The organism is Stutzerimonas stutzeri, from assembly GCF_000952685.1.
Classification (GTDB): domain Bacteria; phylum Pseudomonadota; class Gammaproteobacteria; order Pseudomonadales; family Pseudomonadaceae; genus Stutzerimonas; species Stutzerimonas stutzeri_E.
Genome location: NZ_JYHV01000019.1, coordinates 69,993 through 89,486, shown reverse-complemented (window position 1 = coordinate 89,486; position 19,494 = coordinate 69,993). Strand labels below are relative to the sequence as shown.

Below are 19,494 nucleotides of genomic sequence, written 5' to 3'. Positions count from 1 at the left end.
CGGTTCAGTACACCCACACTTCGACCCGCCGGTTCTTGATGCGGCCGCTCTCACTGTTCGACGCCACCGGAAGTTGGTCGCCTAACCCGTTGATATCCCTTACGAGTATGCCTCCACGGGAAAGCTCGCGACGGACCGCCATCGCCCGCAGTTTGGACAGAAGAGCGGTGCGTGTCGGGTCGCCTTTCGCGTCACCGAAGCCCACCAGCACCGCTGCGTTCATTATTTTGTCCGTGCCTCGCAGATAATCGATCAGGCGACCGATATCGCGCTGAGCCTTGTTGTCCAGGCGCGCACTGCCTTCGTCGAAGCGAAAGTTGACGGTCAGTCGCTGCGCTGTATTGGCCAGGGCCTGGTAGGGCGGAGGCATGTCCGTCTGCGCTGGCAGTTTGATCGCGGTAATCGCCTGTGCGATGTAGCCGGATTGCGCAACGATGGCTTGGCCAGCGGCGCTGTGGACGAAGTCGAGGTAGGCGCGGGTCCACTCCGACTGCCGACCCGGATCGGCATAGAAGAACAGGCGACGCGACAATGGATAATCTTCGGTTGCGACCAGCGCCGTGGAGGGCAACATCGGCTGTGAGTTGCCGTCGGCTATCGCCAGAGCTTTTGAACGGCCGACCGAGGCGAGACCGACAAATCCGATTGCGCCGGGACGGGTGCTGACCGTGTTCGACAGTTGGTCGTTGGACTCGTAGCGTGCGGCACTTCCGGCCAGCGTCTTGCTCTGCCTGGCAAGCACCAACTCCTTGAAGGTGTCATAGGTACCGGACTGATCATCGCGTGCATGCAGTTCGACTGCTAGATTGTCGCCGCCCAGCTCGCGCCAGTTGCGGACCTCGCCGGCAAAAAGCCTGGCGACCTGCTGGACGCTGAGTGAAGCGACCCGGTTGCCCGGGTGAACGATGATCGCCAGTCCATCGATGGCGATGATCTGTTCGGCCTCTGCACTACGTAAATTACCCAGCGTGGCAAGGCTATCGAATTCACTGTCCTTGATCGGTCGTGAGGCGGCCGCGAGATCGGCGGAGCCGTCCTTCAGCCCGGCGAATCCGGTTCCTGTCCCGTGGGCCGCAACCAGCGCGTGGACTGTACGACCGGAATCGTCGGTGCCACTGACGCGCTGCTCGTTCTCGCGCCCAGCCGGAGCAATCCGTACGGCCGTCAGCCCCTGCGCTTCGAAGAACCCGGCGATCAACATCGGGGCGAGCTTCGCGCCGACGGTGTTCGACCCTTGTATGCGCAAGACCGGACTGTCGTTCACAGGCGGCGCCGGCATGGCAGCTTCGCTCGCTGACATCGGCCCGATGCTGAGCAGGCCGAGAAACGCTAAGCGCAGCACCCGTTTCCCTGTAGTGCGTGCGGACGCAGAAAATGCCATGCAGCGACTCCCTTTCAAAGAAGCGGGGAGATTAAGAAGCTTTGTTTGCCGTTATGTGACGGCCGGTCGCGAACTTGCCGATATGAGCAATGCTTGGCAGTTTCAGTCGCCCGACTCGATGCACCGCGCATCGAGTCCAGTCAAGGCTGTCACTTCAGTTCGATCCAGACCGGGCAATGGTCGGAAGGTTTCTCCATGCCGCGGATGTCGTAATCGACGCCACAATCAATGACGCGCTCATGCAGGCCGGTGGTCGTCAGAATCAGGTCGATACGCAGTCCTCGGCGGGGATCGTCCTCGAACCCACGGCTGCGGTAGTCGAACCAGCTGAAACGATCGGCAACCTCGGGATTGAGCGTACGGAAGCTGTCCTGCAGGCCCCAGTTCTTCAAGCGTGCCAGCCATTCGCGCTCTTCCGGCAGGAAGCTGCACTTGCCTGTGCGCAGCCAGCGCTTGGCGTTCACTTCACCGATGCCGATGTCGCAATCTTCCGGCGAAATATTGAAGTCGCCCATCACGGCAACGGACTGATCGGGAGTGAAACGCTCTTCCAGCAATGCTTGCAGGTCCGCGTAGAACTTGGTTTTGGCGGGAAACTTAGTGGGATGGATGCGGCTTTCTCCCTGCGGAAAATAGCCGTTCATGACAGTGACCGGTTGGCCATCGCCATCGGCGAAGCGACCCCAGATGAAGCGCTTCTGCGACTCCTCGCCATCGCCAGGAAAGCCCTTATGGATTTCCAGAGGCGCGTTGCGAGAGAGCAATGCGACGCCGTAGTGCCCTTTCTGACCGTGAAAGTGGACGTGATAGCCGAGGGCTTCGATCTCGGCCTGGGGGAACTGCTCATCGTCCACCTTTGTTTCCTGCAGGCCGATAACGTCCGGCCGATGCTTGTCGATCAGTGCAGCCAGTTGGTGAGGTCTTGCGCGTAACCCATTGATATTGAAGGATACAATTTTCATTTGGTTCAGGCCCCGGCAAAACCGAGATTCTAATCGTTTCGAGCGGCCCGCTGCGAGCCGTATCAGTAGAGCCGGCTATAAACACGCCTAGATGCAGCACGGCAGCGATGCCGGTGCTAACGTGAGTTCAGGCTCTACAACAATAAAGATCAAAGAGAACCGCCATGCCGATGCCCGCCGAAGTACGAATGCTGGACAGTGGTTACGCCAGGGAAGCTCGCTCGCTCCTGTACAACGCCTATCGACACGAACCCACCTTTGCGTACCTGTTCGAGTCCGATCGGCCGGGCTACGACCAACGAGTGCGCGCAACGGTACGTGAGTTGGTGAATCAACACCTTCTACAGGACCAGCCTTCGCTAGGTTTGCTGGTAGACGATCGGCTGATCGCCGTCGCGCTGATCGCGCCGCCGCAGCGGCGCCTCGACATCACCGAAAGCTGGGCATGGCGCATGCGTATGTTGTTGACTGCCGGCTTTCGCTGCACCCGACGCTATCTCGATTACCACGCCGCGGTGTTGGGCTGCCTGCCGCCGGGCACCTTCCATGTATTACCGATGATGGCCGTCCACCCGCAGTATCAAGGGCAACACTATGGCGAGCAGCTTCTCGAGGCATTGCACAACTGGTGCGCCGCCGACACCACCTCGCAGGGATTGGTGATCGATACCGGGAATCCTCGTTACCTGCACTTTTACGAACGGCAGGGCTATCAAGAGCTTGGCCAGGTGGCCATCGGGCCGGTGGTCGAACATGTGTTTTTCCATCCAGCGCCGCGTCAGGTTGAAGCCAATAGCGGTTGACCGCGAATTTTGCTGGTCGTCCAAAGTCCAACTAATGGATGTCCGATGAAGTTTTCCAATGCCCTGCCTGACGCTGTACGTGCCGTGCCATACGCCTCGATGCCAACCCCGAGCTTCGGCGCGCGTCGTGCTAGCATCGCTCGCCATGCGCTTATTCTCCATGAGTCGAATCCTTCCGACCGGCTTTGCCCTGTTCGTTTCTACCGGTCTCTGCGCCGCGGAGCTCGACGTCAGCGTCGAGCCCTCGAACCGTGCACTGCGTGAAAACGTCGAAAGCTACATTGGCGATCTGGGCGATCGTAACGAGGCGGAACTGCTGCGTTATAGCCGCATCGCCCAGGAGCAGGCGGAAAAAGCACTCCAGGCCCTGGGGTATTACAGCGGCAAGATCGAATCTCAGGTCAGTGGTGGCGAGAACCCGCAGCTGAGGTTACGTATCCAGCCCGGCGAGCCGGTTCGACTGCGCAGCATCACCGTACGTGTGGACGGGCCGGCCGCCGATTTGCGCACCTTCCGCGTGCCTCGCAAAACGCTCAAGAGCGGGGAGGTGCTCAACCATGGCCAGTACGAGGAGGTGAAGCAGCAGATCCTCAACCAGGCTTCACGCTACGGTTTCTTCGATGGCCGCTTCAAAACCCAGCGCCTTGCCATCGATCCCGCTGTGAACGCCGCCGACGTCGAACTGGTATTCGAGAGCGGCCCACGCTACCTGTTGGGCGATGTGCGCTTCGAGGGAGATTCTCCCTTTGATCCGGATCTGCTGGCCCGCATGGTGCCATTCGAAGCCGGTACGCCTTACGACTCGGAACTGGTCGCTGATTTGAATCAGGCGATGCAATCCAGTGGTTACTTCGAAGGGGTGCGAGTCGATGCCAATCCAGCCAATGCTGAGCAACAGCGCATTCCTGTTGCGGTGCAGCTGACCACGCGCGACCCCAGAACACTTGGGCTCGGGCTTGGATTTTCCACCGATGTGGGCCCACGCATGCGTCTGGATTTTCTGCGTCATTGGGTCAATCCGCAGGGTCATAGCTACGGGCTCGAAACGGAACTCTCGGCGCCGCGGCAAAATATCGGACTCTGGTACGACGTGCCGCTGGATCCGCCGCTGACCGACAAGTTGCGCTATGCCGCCGGTTATCAGTTCGAAGAGCTGGCCGACAGGGATAGCCAGAGTCGGCTGCTGACGGTCGGCCCCGAGTGGCACCGTAAGCTGCCCAGTGGGTGGAAGCGGGTCTGGGCACTGAAATGGCGACACGAACAGTACGAGCTCGGGGACGATTCTGGCGTCAGCACGCTGCTGATGCCGGGCGTCGCCTACAGTTATTTGCGCAGCGACAACCGCATCGATCCCAGCCGCGGCTACCGTCTGGAATTCGAGTTGGCCGCGGCCAAGGAGGGGCTGCTGTCCGATGCGGATCTGATCCATGCGAACACGACGGTCAAGGGTTTGATCACCCTCGCCGAACGCCATCGTTTCTTGGGCCGTGTTCAGGTCGGCGGAAACTGGACCAACGAATACACCAAGGTACCGCCATCGCTGCGCTATTTCGCCGGTGGGGATCAGAGCGTACGTGGCTATGACTATCAGAGCTTGTCGCCGACCAACTCCGATGGCGACAAGATTGGCGGGCGCTACCAGTTGGCGGTCAGTGCCGAATACCAGTACTCGCTGACGGACAAGTGGCGGGTCGCGACCTTCGTCGACCAGGGCAACGCGTTCAACTCCTTGGAGCTGCCATCGCTGAAAAGCAGCGTCGGGCTCGGCGTTCGCTGGGTTTCGCCGGTCGGGCCGATCCGCGTCGATCTGGCGCACCCACTCGATGACGAGGGGGGCGTGCGGCTGCATTTTTCCATGGGGCCGGAACTTTGAAGTCTACGGCACGAGTCATTCGTTGGGCGCTGTTGGGTCTTCTGGCCTTGCTGCTCCTGACTCTGCTGGCCGTAGTCCTGGTGCTTGGCACCAGTGTGGGCAGTCGGTGGGCCTTGAGCCAGGTCCCCGGAGTGCAGGTCGAGCAGTTTCGCGGGCGCCTTGGTGGCGATTGGCAGGCGCAGCGGCTGACCTGGGAGCAGGACGGCAGCCGCGTCGAGGTGCAGTCGCCGCGAATGGCATGGTCACCGCTATGCCTGCTCCGCATGACGCTGTGCGTCGAGGAGCTGGTCGTCGGCGATATTGATCTGCGGTTCCCACCGACGCAGGAGGATGCTGCGCCCAGTGAGCCGTTCAGCCTGCCCGACATCAAGTTGCCGCTGCGATTGCGAGTCGAACGGATCGAGATCGGCAGGCTTCGGTTGAATGATGTCGAGCAGTTGCAGCGCCTGCAGCTGCGCGCGGATTGGCGTCAGGACGGCCTGGATATCCAGGCGCTGCAGCTGCGCCGCGAAGACCTCTCGCTGGACATGGCTGGTCGCCTGCAACCGAGCGGCGACTGGCCGCTGGAACTGGCCGGCGATGCAGCGGTGCGCTCGCCCGATGGGCAACCCTGGGCGCTGAAGATTGCGCTGGATGGCGAATTGCGCGAGCACCTGATGCTGGACGTCGAAAGCCAGGGCTATCTCGACGGCACGCTCGGAGGTTGGATACGTCCCTTGGAGTCGGATTTGCCGGCGAATCTGCTGCTGACGGTGGAGCGCTTCAAAGCCGCGGAAGAGCTGCCCGATGCGCTGCGTCTGGACACGCTTGACCTGACCGTTGCTGGCGATCTGCAGCGTGGCTATCGGCTGGTCGGCGAGGGGAGTTTGCAAGGCGAGGGCGGTGCGGTCGGCATCGCCCTGAATGCGCTGGTCGACAAGATCCATGCGCAGGTCGAAGCGTTACAGCTTGAGGCCGGCGAGGGGCAACGGCTCAGCTTGAGTGGCCAGGCGGACTGGCAGGAAGGACTGCAGGGGGAGGGTGAGCTGGCCTGGCGCGACTTCCCATGGCGTCGGTTGTATCCGGACATGGAAGAGCCCCCCGTGACACTTCGCACGCTCAATGCGCAGCTGCAATACGACAGGGGCAACTACCTGGGCAACTTCGATGCAGCGCTGACCGGCCCGTCGGGCGATTTCACCTTGCGAAGTCCTATCAGCGGCGATCTCGAAGAGGTGCATCTGCCGCAGCTCGAATTGCGTGCCGGACAGGGCCGAGCCGACGGGAATCTCAGCGTGGGCTTCGCCAACGGTGTCGATTGGAACACCACGTTGGATCTCAGCGAGTTCGATCCGTCGTATTGGGTTACGGAACTGCCGGGACGGTTGAAAGGCACGCTCAGCAGCCGCGGCGCAATGCGTGATGAACAGCTGCAGGCCGAGGCTCGTCTTGATCTGGACGGTACGTTGCGCCAGCAACCGCTGAATCTTCAGCTGGAGGCGAGCGGGCAGGGTGCCACCTGGGACGTTCCCCGTATGGACCTGCGTCTCGGCGACAACCGGATCCAGGGTAACGGGCGCTGGGCTGAAACCTTGCAGGCAAGCCTCGAGCTGGATTTGCCGCGTTTGGCGCAGCTTTGGCCTGATCTCCAAGGCCAGCTCGCTGGCAACCTCAGCCTGGCGGGCACGCCGGCCGCCCCCCAGGGCGAGCTGACGCTTGATGGCCGCCAAATCGCGTTCCAGGACAATCGCTTGGATCGTCTGCAACTGGCCGCGAACCTCAAGGAAGGCGAGCGCGGCCAACTGCAACTCACCGCCACGGGGTTGCAGACGGGGGATACCGAACTGGGGCAGCTGCACATAAATGCCGAGGGGACTCGTCCGGCGCATCAGGTCAGTCTGAGCCTGCAAGGGCCGCTGCTCGATTTGTCCTTGGGGCTGGATGGGGGATTGCGTGGAGAGGATTGGCGAGGGCGCCTGCTGCGAGCCGAACTGAATGCCAAGGGACAGCAGTGGACACTTCAGCAGCCGGCCACCCTGCAGCGCTTGGCCAGCGGTCGGGTGACCTTGGGCGCGCATTGCTGGGGATCGGGTCCGGCCACGCTCTGTGCCGAGGATCAGCGGCTAATGCCCGATCCGCAACTGCGTTACCGGCTGCGTGATTTTCCACTGGAATCACTGGCCGTTTACCTGCCCGACAATCTGCTCTGGCAAGGGGAGGTCAATGCCGACCTGTCGTTGGACCTGCCGAATGCGGGTCCCAGCGGGAACGTTCGAGTCGATGCGGGGCCCGGCACCTTGCGTATGCGTGACGGCGAGCAGTGGTTGGACTTTCCTTATACAACCCTGGCACTGAACAGCGAGCTTACGCCGCGGCAAGTCGACAGCCGCTTGCGCTTCGAGGGTGGGGAACTCGGCGAGCTCGACGTGCAACTGCGGGTCGATCCGAGTACCGAGGCCAAGGCCATCTCCGGCTCGTTCCGTCTGAGCCGTTTCGATCTTTCCGTAGCCAGGCCCTTCGTGGCTCAAGTCGAGCGATTGAGCGGACAGCTGAACGGCAATGGCGAGTTATCCGGCAGCTTGCAACAGCCGCAGGTCAACGGTGAGCTGAGACTGAGCGACGCGGAGATTGCCGGCAGCGAGCTGCCCGTCAGTTTCGAGCAGCTTCAGGTACGGGCCACCATCGAGGGTGAGCGCGCGCGAGTCGATGGCGACTGGCGCAGCGGTGAGCAGGGGCGAGGGGAGATTGCCGGCACCCTGGATTGGGGCGATGCGCTGGATCTGGATCTACGCGTGAGGGGCAGCCGGCTGCCGGTGATCGTCGAGCCTTACGCCGAGCTCGAGGTCGAGCCGGATCTGCGTCTTGAGCTGGCCGGTGATCAATTGGCGGTGAGCGGCAAGGTGCGCGTACCGCGCGGTGATATCACCGTGCGCGAGTTGCCACCTTCGACCGTTCGGGTTTCCGAAGACGCCGTGATCATCGGTGCGGATACCGAAGAAGCCCAGGCACCGATGGCCATTCGCATGGATATCGATGTCGAAGTGGGCGAGGACCGCTTGCGATTCAAAGGATTTGGTCTCACGGCCGATTTAGCGGGCTATGTACACATCGGCGACAACCTAGACACACGCGGCGAGCTCAATCTCAACAATGGTCGATATCGTGCTTACGGCCAGCGCCTGACCATTCGCCGTGCTCAGCTGTTGTTCACGGGTGTGCTGACGCAACCATTCCTGAATATCGAGGCCATACGACGGATCGAGTCGGACAACGTCATCGCCGGTTTACGCATAACCGGTAGCGCCGAACAACCGAGGGTCGACGTGTTCGCCGAGCCGGCGATGAGCCAGGAGCAGGCGCTGTCGTATCTGGTGCTCGGACGGCCTTTGGGCACCGATGAGGGTGAAAACAACATGTTGGCGCAGGCGGCGCTAGGGCTTGGTCTGGCGGGTAGCTCGTCGATTACCGGCAATGTTGCCCAGCGTCTGGGCATTCAGGATTTCCAGCTCGACACTGAAGGTCGTGGCACGGAAACCAGCGTCGTCGCCAGCGGTCGTCTTACCGATCGATTGACGCTTCGTTACGGTGTTGGGGTGTTCGAATCGGCCAACACCGTTGCCCTGCGCTATCAATTGACCAAGCGGATATTTCTCGAGGCTGCGAGCGGGCTGGCCAGTTCGCTCGACCTCTTCTATCGACGCAACTTCTAGCCGCTCATGCAGCGATACCGCCTGCAAAAAAACGCACCGAATTCGCTGGCGGCATCGCAGCGCTGAGCTACGCTGGTGAGCTTACGTAACCGGCAATCAGGGCTCCGCTCATTCGGTGACCTGCGAGTCGCTCAAGGCTGCGAAAAGTACCTGTCAACGGTGTCGCGCCAAGCACTCGTGGTGATGGTAGGATCGCTCGGTCGCTCCTCGCATGACGGCTGACGCAAGGCTCTAGCATGAGTTTTGCAGGTTGCCGGTAGTACCCAGCACATTGAAGTCGGGGTCATTACCGAGTCGCTTCGGCAGGGGATGGAAATGTGGCGTGTGCGCTGCATTTGTATTTCGCTCCGGCGCGGGCCGCTCGGGCAAGGATGTCTAACATAATTAATAAGGGTGCCTTGAATGGAATTCCTGCAAAACCTGGTCAACAACATTAACGGTCTCGTCTGGGGACCACCCATGCTGGTGCTGATCCTCGGTACCGGTCTCTTCCTTATGGTGATGCTCAAGTTCATGCCGCTGGCGCATATTGGCACCGGCTTCGCATTGATCTGGCGCGGGCGCGTAAAAGGCGACGAGGAGACGGGTGAGATCAGCCCATTCCAGGCGCTGATGACCTGTCTGGCCGCCACCGTCGGCACTGGAAACATCGCCGGTGTAGCCACGGCGATCTTTCTCGGCGGCCCGGGTGCGCTGTTTTGGATGTGGTGTACCGCGCTGGTCGGCATGGCCACCAAGTACTGCGAAGTCGTTCTGGCGGTCCATTACCGCGAGAAGGATGACCGTGGCGAGCATGTCGGCGGGCCGATGTATGCCATCAAGAACGGTCTGGGCAAGCGCTGGTTGTGGCTCGGCAGCGCCTTCGCCATTTTCGGTGGTCTGGCTGGGTTCGGTATCGGCAACATGGTGCAGGTGAACAGCATGGCACTCGCGCTCGAGGCCACATTTTCCGTACCGCTGTGGGTCACCGGTCTGGTCGCCATGCTGTTCGTGGGCTTGGTGATCCTGGGCGGTATCAAGCGCATAGGCGCTGTGGCAGCGGCGCTGGTGCCGTTCATGTGTGTGGCTTACATCATCGCTGGCATCACGGTGCTGGTGGTGCACGCCTCGGAAATTCCTGCTGCATTCGACCTCATCTTCACCCACGCGTTTTCGCCTATCGCGGCCACAGGCGGCTTTGCCGGCGCGGCGGTCATGGCAGCGATTCGTTTTGGTGTCGCGCGGGGTATCTTTTCCAATGAGGCAGGCCTCGGCACTGCCGGCATCGCTCAGGCCGCCGGTACCACCAGAAGCTCGGTACGCTCAGGCATGATCGGGATGATGGGCACATTCATCGATACTCTGATCATCTGCACCATCACGGGTCTGGCGATTATCTGCTCCGGTGTCTGGACCGGAGGCGAAAGCGGTGCTGCACTCTCCGCCGCAGCCTTTGAATCAGCCATGCCGGGAGTTGGCGGGGCGCTACTGACCGTCGCACTGGTGGTGTTTGCTTTCACCACGGTTCTTGGCTGGAGCTACTACGGCGAGAAATGCTGGGAGTTCCTGGTCGGCACCAAGGCGATCTGGCCGTTCCGTATCATCTGGGTGCTGGCAGTGCCGTTCGGTGCGATCGCGCAGCTGGATTTCGCCTGGCTACTGGCCGACACCCTCAACGGCCTGATGGCGATTCCCAACCTGGTTGCGCTGCTGCTACTGAGCCCGGTAGTGGTCAAGCTGACCAAGGAATATTTCGCCCGTAATCAGGCTGCGTGATCAATCCAGGCCGCGAGTGTTCTTCTCGCGGCCCATTCCAACTAGGAGTTCACATGACTGAAGTAACCCTCAGGGGCAACCCGATCCAGGTGGCCGGCGTTTTTCCGCAGGCGGGTCAGAAGGCTAAGCCGTTCAGCCTGGTCGGTGGCGACCTGGCTGATGTCACGCTGAGCAGCTTTGCTGGCAAGCGCAAGGTGCTGAACATCTTTCCGAGCATCGATACGCCGACGTGCGCCACCTCGGTACGCAAGTTCAACGCTCAGGCCAACGAGCTGGCCAATACCGTTGTGCTGTGCATCTCTGCGGACCTGCCGTTCGCGCAGAAGCGATTTTGCGGGGCAGAAGGACTGGAGAACGTAGTCAACCTGTCGACCATGCGCGGTCGGGAATTTCTCGAGGATTATGGCGTGTTGATCGCCACTGGCCCGCTTGCTGGTGTAAGCGCGCGGGCCGTCGTCGTGCTGGACGAGCAGGACCAGGTGCTGCACAGCGAGTTGGTCGCCGAGATCGGTACCGAACCGAATTATGAAGCGGCTATTGCGGCCCTCAAGTAATTACGATCGATAGGAAGCGGTGCAACGCCGCTTCTTTTTCTTCCCGAATCTGGCGACAAAAATCTAGCCCGCTCACCCTTTTCGCTTGCCATTAATCAATTGGCTGAATCGTGCTGCTAACGCTTAGCTTGAGCTATCAAGCGCTCTGCAGACGCAACGGCGTCACGCGATGGCGTTAGGCCAGATTTTTTATTTTGCTACAAAATCTTTTCGTGCCGCTGCGGTCAGAGCATTCGTTGCCTATTGAATGGATTCGCCCTATGTCTACCTCGCATATCAAAAAGAAGATCGGTGTATCCGGCACAGGAATGATTGCCCATTGCTTTATCCGGCTGATCAAGCAGCACTACCAGGATCTGGAAATTTCCGGTGTGCTGACTCGCCGCCCGCTGAATTCCTTCAGCGACTTTCCCCTGACCGAACGGCTCACGAACTCCATCGATCAATTGATCGATGACGCCGACCTGATCGTCGAATGCAGCGGTGATGTCTTTCATGGCACCGAGGTCATCGAGCGCGCGTTCGAGGCCGGCTTGCCGGTAGTGACGGTCAATGCAGAGCTGCAGGTCACCACGGGCTCTTATCTGGCCGGTAAGGGTTTTATCACCGAAGCTGAGGGCGACCAGCCCGGCTCGCTGGCGGCGCTGCATGAAGAAGCCCTGATGATGGGCTTCAAGCCGTTGGTGTACGGCAACATGAAGGGTTACCTGAACCACGATCCGTCGCTCGAAGACATGACGTACTGGTCGAAACGCCAGGGTATCAGCATCGATCAGACCACTTCTTTCACCGACGGCACCAAGGTGCAGATCGAGCAAGTGATCGTTGGAAACGGTTTGGGCGCGACCATTACTCAGCAGGGGCTAGAAGGGCTGGCATCGACCAATCTGACCGAAACAGGGAATTTGCTTGGCATGATGGCTGAGCGCCTCGGTCAGCCATTCGTCGATTACGTCATTCCCTCTGGGTATCCAGCCGGCGGCGTATTCCTGGTCTGTCGGCATGACGACAGCCAGCAGGCCGCTATCGAGTATTTCAAGCTCGGTCCCGGTCCTTATTACACGTTGGTGCGTCCGTTCCACCTGTGTTCATTGGAAGTGGGCAAGACCGTGCGTCGCGTACTCAACGGAGGTGGCGTGCTGCTGAATAATTCCACCGCGCCGACCTTGGGTGTAGGTGCCATTGCCAAACGGGCCATGCGCCCTGGTGAGCTCATTGAGCGCGGCATCGGTGGCTTCCAGTTCCGTGGTGAGGCGCTCAAGCTCGATCAGAATCCAAATCACGTTCCGATCGGCCTGCTGCGCAAGACAGCACTCAAGCGTGCGGTTGAACCCGGTCAGTTGATTACGTTCGACGACGTTGACCTCCTGCCGAGCCGCGCGCTGGATATCGTCATGCAGCAACGTGCGGAGCGTGCTGCTAAGGTCACGCAGACGCCACCAGCAAGCCTGCAGCCCGTTGGAATGATTGCGGTAGGCGGCTGAGAGACCAGTCGATAAAAAAGAGCGATACGCTGTTTGGTGTCGCTCCATGCTGCGCGACCATCGCCCGGGGCGCTGCGCAGGATGGTGTCGGCGTAGTGGGCGTTGCGACGAGACCAGGCGCCTGGCGTGAGAGGGTGACGTGCTTGGCGTCGCCGGACCATAACATCACTCAGCATGGCCGTTCTCGAACCACGCAACAGTTCAAGCTCATCGCCACGCTGTTAAACCAAGCGTACGTATGGGCGTTGACCTTCCGATAAGCCTCGATCCCGGATATTTTCCCGTGCACCGTGGGAGCATGGCAAGGGGCCGCATGCACGCGGTTTGCTCCTCGGCCCAGGAAGCAATCGGATGCAAACCGGACCCGGTCAGGCGTGGCCGGTCAGGTTCCAATAGGCCTCTGTGCAATTGGCACGGCTTAATTACTAATTCGACGCGACGAACCGGCGCACTCTTTTGCCTTGGACTATGCTGCAAGGGCCTCGGTTAATTCCCAAGTAAACGTCGCCGGATGTATATGGAAGGATTATCAGTACTACCTTTCACCATCGGTAACCTCCAGTGTGCCGTACCGCTTGAGAACGTCGTGAAGGTCTTGCCTGCGCTTCTCAATACACCGCTACCGGGGGCTCCAGAGTCAGTCTGTGGGCTGGTCAACTTGCGTGGACAAGTTCTGCCGGTTATCGATCTGTCTGGGCGCTTCGGCTTGCATCCGGCCCAGCAATCCCTCTGGCAACCCTTGATCTGGCTCAAAACCAGCCGGCGCGAACTGCTGCTGTCAGCCGAGTCGGTTGCGGTAGTCCTCGCTTGCGAACCTGAATCGTTCTTTCCGGCGTCCGACCCTAGAGTGCCCTCCAATCTGCTGCACGGCGTGGTACGAAGCGCGACGGGCATGTTGCTAATCCAGGATGTCGAACAGCTGCTGTCGGCCGCCGATGAACAGCGTTTGGCCGAGGCGATGGCCCAGGCTACCGAGGCCGGCAATGAGAGTGTCTGACTTGCAATGCTCACCACGTCTGCTCGACGCCTTGGCTCACAAGGTGCACCAGCACCTGGGCATGGACTTCTCGGGAGAGCGACGAAGCGATCTCTTGCGCCGCCTGCTCAGGCTGGCACGGGAACAACGGTTGCCGGATACCGAGCACTGGTTGGAGGCGCTGGCTTTCGCCGACTGGAACGCGTCCCAGATCCAGGCTCTGGTCCCGGCATTTTCCGTCGGCGAAACCTATTTCAGGCGCGACTCGGAAGCGTTCGGTTGGCTGGCGCGAAATCACCTGAAGCCGTTGCTGGCGCGACGCAGGAGAGAAGGGCAACGCTATTTGCGGCTCTGGAGCGCGGCATGTTGCACGGGTGAGGAAGCTTATGGCCTTTTGTTTCTGATCGATGAACTCCTCGGCACTGAGCGTCGCAGTTGGGATGTGGAGTTGTTGGCCACCGATATCAATGAGGATTTCCTGACGCATGCACGGCGTGGCGTATATGGCCGCAATGCTTTCCGCGGCAATGATGATGCGTTCCGTCGGCGTTATTTCCAGGCGGAGGGTTCCCGCTGGCGAGTGCGCTCTGATTGGTTGGATCGTATTCGCTTCGTCCGTTTCAATCTGACGGATGCTCGGCAACCGAGCCCGATGCCAAGCGCCGATCTGATTCTCTGTCGCAACGTGTTGATGTATTTCTCACCTGCGCGTGCCAGCGCTGCGTTGCATCGTCTGCTCGCCAGCCTGGAACCGAACGGGGTGCTGTTGCTGAGCTCGGTCGAGGCCGGCATCGCGACCCAGGCCGGGTTGAAGGGGTGCATGGCAGCCAGCAACTATGCGTTGACTCTGCCGGGTTCGATAGGTGCGAAGGAATTATGCGTGCCTCGGCCAGTTGCGTCGCCGGCCCAGTTGCTCTGGCCTGGGGGCGATTATGCGGCCGCTGCCCCAGCAGAACCTGCGGCTTTGTCGAGAACCGCTCCGAGACGAGTCACGACGCCTGAAAACGAACCCCGAGTGATCGAGACGGATCCAGCGGTATTTTGGGCACAGGCGCAGCAAGCCCTGGCTCAGGGACAGTCGGAGGTGGCGCGAGAATCCTTGCATGCCTATCTGGGTTGTCCTGGGCTGAGCCCGGGGCAGCAGCATGAGACTTGCTTGTTGCTGGCCAGGAGCTGGGCCGACGAGCTGCGGATCGAACCAGCCAGATGCTACCTCGAGCGTGCGCTCGCCCTCGATGCAGCCTCAACGTCTGCCTATTGGTTATCGGCATTACTGGAACAGCAGGCCGGTAACACCCGTGGAGCGCTATCCGCCTTGCAAAAGGCGCTCTATCTGGAGCCGGATTTCATTCTTGGCTATTTCCTCCAGGCCCGTCTGCTCCGTAGCGATGACCAGGCGCAAGCCAGCAGCAAATCCCTTCAGGTGTGCCGGCAGCTCTTGAGCGAGCAAGCCGAGGACGTTCCAGTGCCTCGCGCCGACGGCATGAGCTGCGCTCAGTTGTTGCGCCTTTGCGATCAGATAGTGACGAGAGACCAGCCATGGCCGAATCGTTGAATAAGGATGGCCATTGGGCCGAAATACACCTGCGTTTGGCGGAATTAGGCCAACGTCTAGACACAGGCTTCAAGCCCGATGCCGCGACGCTCGAGGCGCGATTGCGTGAGCGGACGCAGAAGTGGGCGGCCATGCCAGAGGCGGAACAGGAGGGTGGCTGGATCGAGACGCTGACGTTCAGCCTGAGCGGCGAGACTTACGCAGTAGAAAGCGAGCACGTAAGCCTAGTGATGCCTCTGTCGCAATATACGCCGCTGCCCGGCACCCCGCCTCATGTGCTGGGAATCGTCAATGTGCGTGGCCGTATCGTCTCGGTACTTGATCTACGCGTGCTGTTCGATCTCCCGATTGGAGGACTGTCCGACAAGAATTTTCTGGTCGTCATGCAAGGGCCGGAGATGGAGTTCGGGCTATTGATCGACCGCGTGCTGGGGGTCAAACAGATTCAAACGGCGGCCCTGCAACAGGAGGTCGCCAACCTGTCGGGCATTCGCTCGGCGTATCTGCTCGGCGTCACGGCCGATCAATGGACGGTTCTCGACGGCGCCCGGATGCTGGGCGATCCGGCTATGCGCGTCATCATCGAATAAGGAAAAGAAGTATGAGGCAAGCCTTGCGGTTCAGCATCGGCAGCAAACTGGTGATCATTTTCGCCATTTTCATCTTGGGGTTTGGCTCGCTCCTGTTCACCACCCAGGCGCGCTTCGCCAAGTTGCAAGAACAGGAGGAGGAGCAGTTCCAGCGTCACTATCAGCGCGTTTCCCTGGTGAACCAGTTGCGTGCCAATCTCGCTGATTTACGCGGAGACCTTCTGCTGGCGTTGAACGCCAGTATGCAGGGCAGCCAGACCGGCTCGAGTGGACTGGAGGAATCGATCAGGAAGGGCAGTGAGGACAACGATCGAATTGTCAGACAGCTGCAATCCGATTCGACCAATGACATCGAAGTTATCCGTATCGTTGATCGAATAGTGGAATTACGTACCGCGCTGGTGGAGGTGCGAAATCAACAACTGCAATTGATGAGAGACGGCCGTCCCGAAGTGGCGGTGCAACTACAGACGAGGGAGCAGGCCGAACGGCTCGAACGAATCAATAAGCTTGGCGCGGAGCTCACCCGTCTGACCGATCGTCGTATCAGCGAGTCTTTCGCCGTGTCGCAGCAGCAACTCGAGGCGACACGCACCAGCACGTTTCAGCTATGCCTGATGCTGGTGCTCATCAGCGGCGTGCTGGCGTGGTTGCTCAGTCGCCATATTTCCAAGCCGTTGGCCTGGCTGACGGGGCTCGCTGAGCAGATCGGGCGCGGCGACATCCCCCGCTCGGTCCCCACCAGCTCGCGCCAGGATGAGGTGGGCAGCCTGGCTAAGGCCTTTGCCGACATGAGTCTGTACCTTCGAGAAATGGTGCAGGAAATCAACGAAGGAGTCTCGGTGCTGGCCAGTTCCAGCGAGGAGATTCTCGCGGCTACCAGCCAGGCGGCTTCGAGCACCCAGGAAACCGCTACGGCCATCAGCGAAATCGCCACCACGGTAGAGGAAGTCAAACAGACCGCCGTATTGGCTAGCACCAAGTCGAAAACCGTAACCGAAAGCGCTGAGCGTACCCGGCTGGTCGCCCAGAGCGGCTTTCAGGCAGTGGACGAAGCGCTCAAGGGGATGCAGCAAATCCGCGAGCAGATGCAGGCCGTCGCTGAAAGCATCATGCGACTGGGCGATCAGACCCAAGCCATCGGCGAAATTGTCGCGACGGTAGGCGACCTTGCCGAACAATCGAATCTGCTTGGCGTGAATGCCTCCATCGAGGCCGTGAAGGCGGGGGAGGCGGGCAAGGGTTTCTCGGTAGTGGCGCAGGAGGTCAAGGCGCTGGCAGATCAGTCCAAGCAGGCCACCGCGCAGGTGCGCGGCATTCTCGGCGATATCCAGAAAGCGATGACGAAGGCGGTAATGCTGGCCGAGCAAGGCAGCAAGGCGGTCGAGACTGGTTATGAGCGAGCTCGCGTGAGCGGCGAGTCGATTCGCACGTTGAGCAGCAGTATCGAGGAGTCCAGCGACGTGGCCTTGCAGATCGCCGCCACCAGCCAGCAGCAGATGGCCGGGATGGACCAGATCTCCAGCGCCATGGATTACATCCGTCAGGCAAGCCAGGACAATGTCGGCGGTACGCGACAGGTCGATGTGGCAGCGCGCAATCTGCACGAGGTGGGGTTGAAGCTCAAGACCCTGACCAGTCGCTTCAGGTTGTAACGGCCATGAGCCTGGATCGTGAAGCGCTACAGCGACGATTGCTGAAAGGCTTTCGAACGGAGGCGCGTGAGCGCTTGATGGTGCTTGCCGATCGGCTCGCGGACTGGCGCGAAGGTTTCACTGATCCACAATCCGTTGAGTCACTGTTTCGTGAAGTGCATAGCCTCAAAGGCGCCGCGCGCTCGGTTGGGCTCAGACCCATCGAGCAGATCTGTCATGCCTGGGAGACGCTGCTGGGCGCAGTGCGCAAGGGCGAGCTCGAGCTGACTCCTGAACGGGTAGATATCTGTCGGCAGGCACTGGCTGCCGTACAGAAGCTCGAGGCGGGTACTCCCCTGGATCGAGGCGAGCAACGGCAACTGATCGGGCAGCTCGAGTCCGCGTCGCGTGGCGAAGCGGTGGAGTCCCGAGGAGAAAGGCCCGCGGCGGCGCCTCCTGCTGAATCGAATATGGTCAGGGTGTCCACGGATAATCTTGACGCGTTGCTGTACCACGGCGAAACCCTGTTGCAACACAAGCTCGAGGCCGTGGCGTTGGCTCAGCATCTGCGCGAGCATTCGCGGGGTTTCGACTCCCAGCGCGGCAGGGCGCTTCTTGCCGGCAGTCCGGGCTGGAAACAACTGCGCGAGGAGCTGGAAACACTGCCACTGGGTAGCCGTGATTTGCTTAAGGGGGTGCTTGATCAGTTGGATTGGAGTCAGGCGCAACTGGATCGACTTCATTTCGAGGCGATGAATCTCGAGAAGGCCAGCCGCCAACTTGCCGCTGGGCTGTCACAGCTGTCGGATAGCCATGCCGCGGAGTTGCTCGCTGTGCTTTTGCTGCCCGCCGGTAATCTGGTACAGGGTATCCCGGCGATGGTGCAGGACCTGGCGAGCGGAGCAGGCAAGCGCGTCGATCTGCAGATCCGTGGTACGGAACTGCAGATCGACAAGCGTATTCTCGATGAGCTGCGAACGCCGTTGACTCATCTGTTGCGCAACGCTATCGACCATGGGTTGGAAAGCCCGTCTCAGCGTGAAGCTCTTGGCAAATCGCCGGTAGGGCGACTGCAGATCGAGCTGAGCCAGGAGTCGGCGGATCGTTTCCGATTGAGCGTGCGCGACGATGGCCGAGGAATCGATATCCACCAGCTGAAGGCGCGAGCGCTGGAGACCGGCCTGTTGAGCGAAGAGCAGGTCGCGCAAATGACCATGGAAGAGACCTACAAGCTGGTGTTTGCGTCCGGCCTTTCAACCAGCGCGATGATTACCGAACTGTCCGGACGCGGCTTGGGCATGGCCATCGTCCAGGAAGCGGTCGAGCGCATCGGTGGACGCATCGAGACCGAGTCGAGCCTTGGAGAGGGCACCTGCTTCGAATTGAACCTCCCGTTAAGCCTGTCTACCTTCAGGGCGGTCATCGTGCGCAATGCCGAGCGCACCTTCGCAATTCCAGCACTGGCGGTCGAGCGCTGTTTGCGGCTGCCTCATGACGCCATACGGACCATGGAAAACCGCCCCTCGCTGGCATGGGAGGGAAGGGTCTTGCCGGTCTGGGCTTTGGCTGATGTGCTCGGGCTCGACAGATTGGAGCCGCACGTCGACGAGCTTACGCTGTTATTGCTGCAGGTGCGGGGTGAGCGCTTCGTCCTGCTGATAGATGAGCTGCTCGGCGACCAGGAGATCACGGTCAAGAGCCTAGGGCTGCAATTGCGACGGGTACGCAACCTGATGGGTGCGACCGTACTCGGCGACGGCCGACTGGTGCCGATCCTGCACCCTGTCGATCTGTACCAGAGCGCGTTGTCGACGAACGCCAGCACCCTGGCGAGACCTGCAGGCGAGCCGGCTGGTACTACCGTCCAGCGATTGCTCATCGCCGAAGACTCCTTTACCTCGCGCGGCCTGCTCAAGACGATTCTCGAAGCCGCGGGTTATCAGGTCGCCACGGCCAACGACGGCCTTGAAGCATGGAACGCGCTGAAACAGGAGCCCTTCGATTTGTTGATATCCGATGTCGAAATGCCCCGCATGGACGGTTTCATGCTGGCCGACCGCGTCCGGGCCGATCCGAACCTGGCGCGGCTTCCGATCGTGTTGGTCACCGCGCTTGAGTCTGACGAGGACCGCGCCCGAGGGCTGGAAGCGGGAGCGAATGCGTACTTGGTGAAAAGCGGTTTCGCCCAGGACAGCCTGCTCGACGCCATCCGGCGGCTAATCTGACTGAGGATCAAAA

13 protein-coding genes are annotated in these 19,494 nt (G+C 60.6%); 11 read left to right on the top strand and 2 right to left on the bottom strand.

The features are described 5' to 3' along the window. Window positions 1-4: 4 nt before the first annotated feature. Both UF78_RS11690 and xthA read right to left on the bottom strand, forming a co-directional pair. Window positions 5-1,381 carry a substrate-binding domain-containing protein gene (locus UF78_RS11690; protein WP_045162396.1) on the bottom strand — a complete coding sequence of 459 codons (1,377 nt, stop codon included), beginning with the start codon at window positions 1,379-1,381 and terminating at the stop codon, window positions 5-7. A gap of 149 nt (window positions 1,382-1,530) precedes the next feature. Next, a complete protein-coding gene (gene xthA, locus UF78_RS11685) occupies window positions 1,531-2,343 on the bottom strand; it encodes an exodeoxyribonuclease III (RefSeq protein WP_045162395.1) in 813 nt (270 codons plus the stop codon). 164 nt (window positions 2,344-2,507) lie between these two features. Here xthA and UF78_RS11680 point away from each other — a divergent pair, with 164 nt between their 5' ends. The 11 genes from UF78_RS11680 (at window position 2,508) to UF78_RS11630 (ending at window position 19,481) form a co-directional block, all read left to right on the top strand. After that, the gene (locus UF78_RS11680; RefSeq protein ID WP_045162394.1) at window positions 2,508-3,146 is read left to right on the top strand and encodes a GNAT family N-acetyltransferase; all 639 of its coding nucleotides are present in this window, start codon (window positions 2,508-2,510) and stop codon (window positions 3,144-3,146) included. Between the two features lie 145 nt (window positions 3,147-3,291). Continuing rightward, a complete protein-coding gene (locus UF78_RS11675) occupies window positions 3,292-5,019 on the top strand; it encodes an autotransporter assembly complex protein TamA (protein WP_080890611.1) in 1,728 nt (575 codons plus the stop codon). Between the two features lie 32 nt (window positions 5,020-5,051). Continuing rightward, the gene (locus UF78_RS11670; protein WP_045162393.1) at window positions 5,052-8,708 is read left to right on the top strand and encodes a translocation/assembly module TamB domain-containing protein; all 3,657 of its coding nucleotides are present in this window, start codon (window positions 5,052-5,054) and stop codon (window positions 8,706-8,708) included. Between the two features lie 402 nt (window positions 8,709-9,110). Continuing rightward, window positions 9,111-10,463: an alanine/glycine:cation symporter family protein gene (locus UF78_RS11665; protein WP_045162392.1), complete on the top strand. Its 1,353-nt coding sequence runs from the start codon at window positions 9,111-9,113 to the stop codon at window positions 10,461-10,463. Between the two features lie 53 nt (window positions 10,464-10,516). Next, on the top strand, window positions 10,517-11,017 hold the full coding sequence (gene tpx, locus UF78_RS11660; RefSeq protein ID WP_045162391.1) for a thiol peroxidase: 501 nt from the start codon (window positions 10,517-10,519) through the stop codon (window positions 11,015-11,017). 308 nt (window positions 11,018-11,325) lie between these two features. Then, complete coding sequence (locus UF78_RS11655; RefSeq protein ID WP_045162426.1) at window positions 11,326-12,501, top strand: NAD(P)-dependent oxidoreductase; 1,176 nt, start codon at window positions 11,326-11,328, stop codon at window positions 12,499-12,501. Between the two features lie 517 nt (window positions 12,502-13,018). After that, window positions 13,019-13,498: a chemotaxis protein CheW gene (locus UF78_RS11650; RefSeq protein ID WP_196298661.1), complete on the top strand. Its 480-nt coding sequence runs from the start codon at window positions 13,019-13,021 to the stop codon at window positions 13,496-13,498. Continuing rightward, window positions 13,485-15,032 carry a CheR family methyltransferase gene (locus UF78_RS11645; protein ID WP_045162389.1) on the top strand — a complete coding sequence of 516 codons (1,548 nt, stop codon included), beginning with the start codon at window positions 13,485-13,487 and terminating at the stop codon, window positions 15,030-15,032. The genes UF78_RS11650 and UF78_RS11645 overlap by 14 nt, the downstream gene beginning before the upstream one ends. After that, window positions 15,017-15,622, top strand: coding sequence for a chemotaxis protein CheW (locus UF78_RS11640; RefSeq protein WP_045162388.1), 606 nt, complete (start codon window positions 15,017-15,019; stop codon window positions 15,620-15,622). Before UF78_RS11645 ends, UF78_RS11640 begins: the two co-directional genes overlap by 16 nt. Before the next feature lie 11 nt (window positions 15,623-15,633). Next, the gene (locus tag UF78_RS11635; RefSeq protein WP_045162387.1) at window positions 15,634-17,277 is read left to right on the top strand and encodes a methyl-accepting chemotaxis protein; all 1,644 of its coding nucleotides are present in this window, start codon (window positions 15,634-15,636) and stop codon (window positions 17,275-17,277) included. Window positions 17,278-17,282: 5 nt separating this feature from the next. Continuing rightward, window positions 17,283-19,481, top strand: a complete 2,199-nt coding sequence (locus UF78_RS11630) for a hybrid sensor histidine kinase/response regulator (protein ID WP_045162386.1) — start codon at window positions 17,283-17,285, stop codon at window positions 19,479-19,481. The last annotated feature ends 13 nt before the right edge of the window (window positions 19,482-19,494 follow it).

Coding starts and splice junctions, on each gene's coding strand:
- UF78_RS11690 (WP_045162396.1), bottom strand. CDS start 1,381: ATGGCATTTTCTGCGTCCGCACGCACTACAGGGAAACGGGTGCTGCGC.
- xthA (WP_045162395.1), bottom strand. CDS start 2,343: ATGAAAATTGTATCCTTCAATATCAATGGGTTACGCGCAAGACCTCAC.
- UF78_RS11680 (WP_045162394.1), top strand. CDS start 2,508: ATGCCGATGCCCGCCGAAGTACGAATGCTGGACAGTGGTTACGCCAGG.
- UF78_RS11675 (WP_080890611.1), top strand. CDS start 3,292: ATGCGCTTATTCTCCATGAGTCGAATCCTTCCGACCGGCTTTGCCCTG.
- UF78_RS11665 (WP_045162392.1), top strand. CDS start 9,111: ATGGAATTCCTGCAAAACCTGGTCAACAACATTAACGGTCTCGTCTGG.
- tpx (WP_045162391.1), top strand. CDS start 10,517: ATGACTGAAGTAACCCTCAGGGGCAACCCGATCCAGGTGGCCGGCGTT.
- UF78_RS11655 (WP_045162426.1), top strand. CDS start 11,326: ATGATTGCCCATTGCTTTATCCGGCTGATCAAGCAGCACTACCAGGAT.
- UF78_RS11650 (WP_196298661.1), top strand. CDS start 13,019: ATGGAAGGATTATCAGTACTACCTTTCACCATCGGTAACCTCCAGTGT.
- UF78_RS11645 (WP_045162389.1), top strand. CDS start 13,485: ATGAGAGTGTCTGACTTGCAATGCTCACCACGTCTGCTCGACGCCTTG.
- UF78_RS11640 (WP_045162388.1), top strand. CDS start 15,017: ATGGCCGAATCGTTGAATAAGGATGGCCATTGGGCCGAAATACACCTG.
- UF78_RS11635 (WP_045162387.1), top strand. CDS start 15,634: ATGAGGCAAGCCTTGCGGTTCAGCATCGGCAGCAAACTGGTGATCATT.
- UF78_RS11630 (WP_045162386.1), top strand. CDS start 17,283: ATGAGCCTGGATCGTGAAGCGCTACAGCGACGATTGCTGAAAGGCTTT.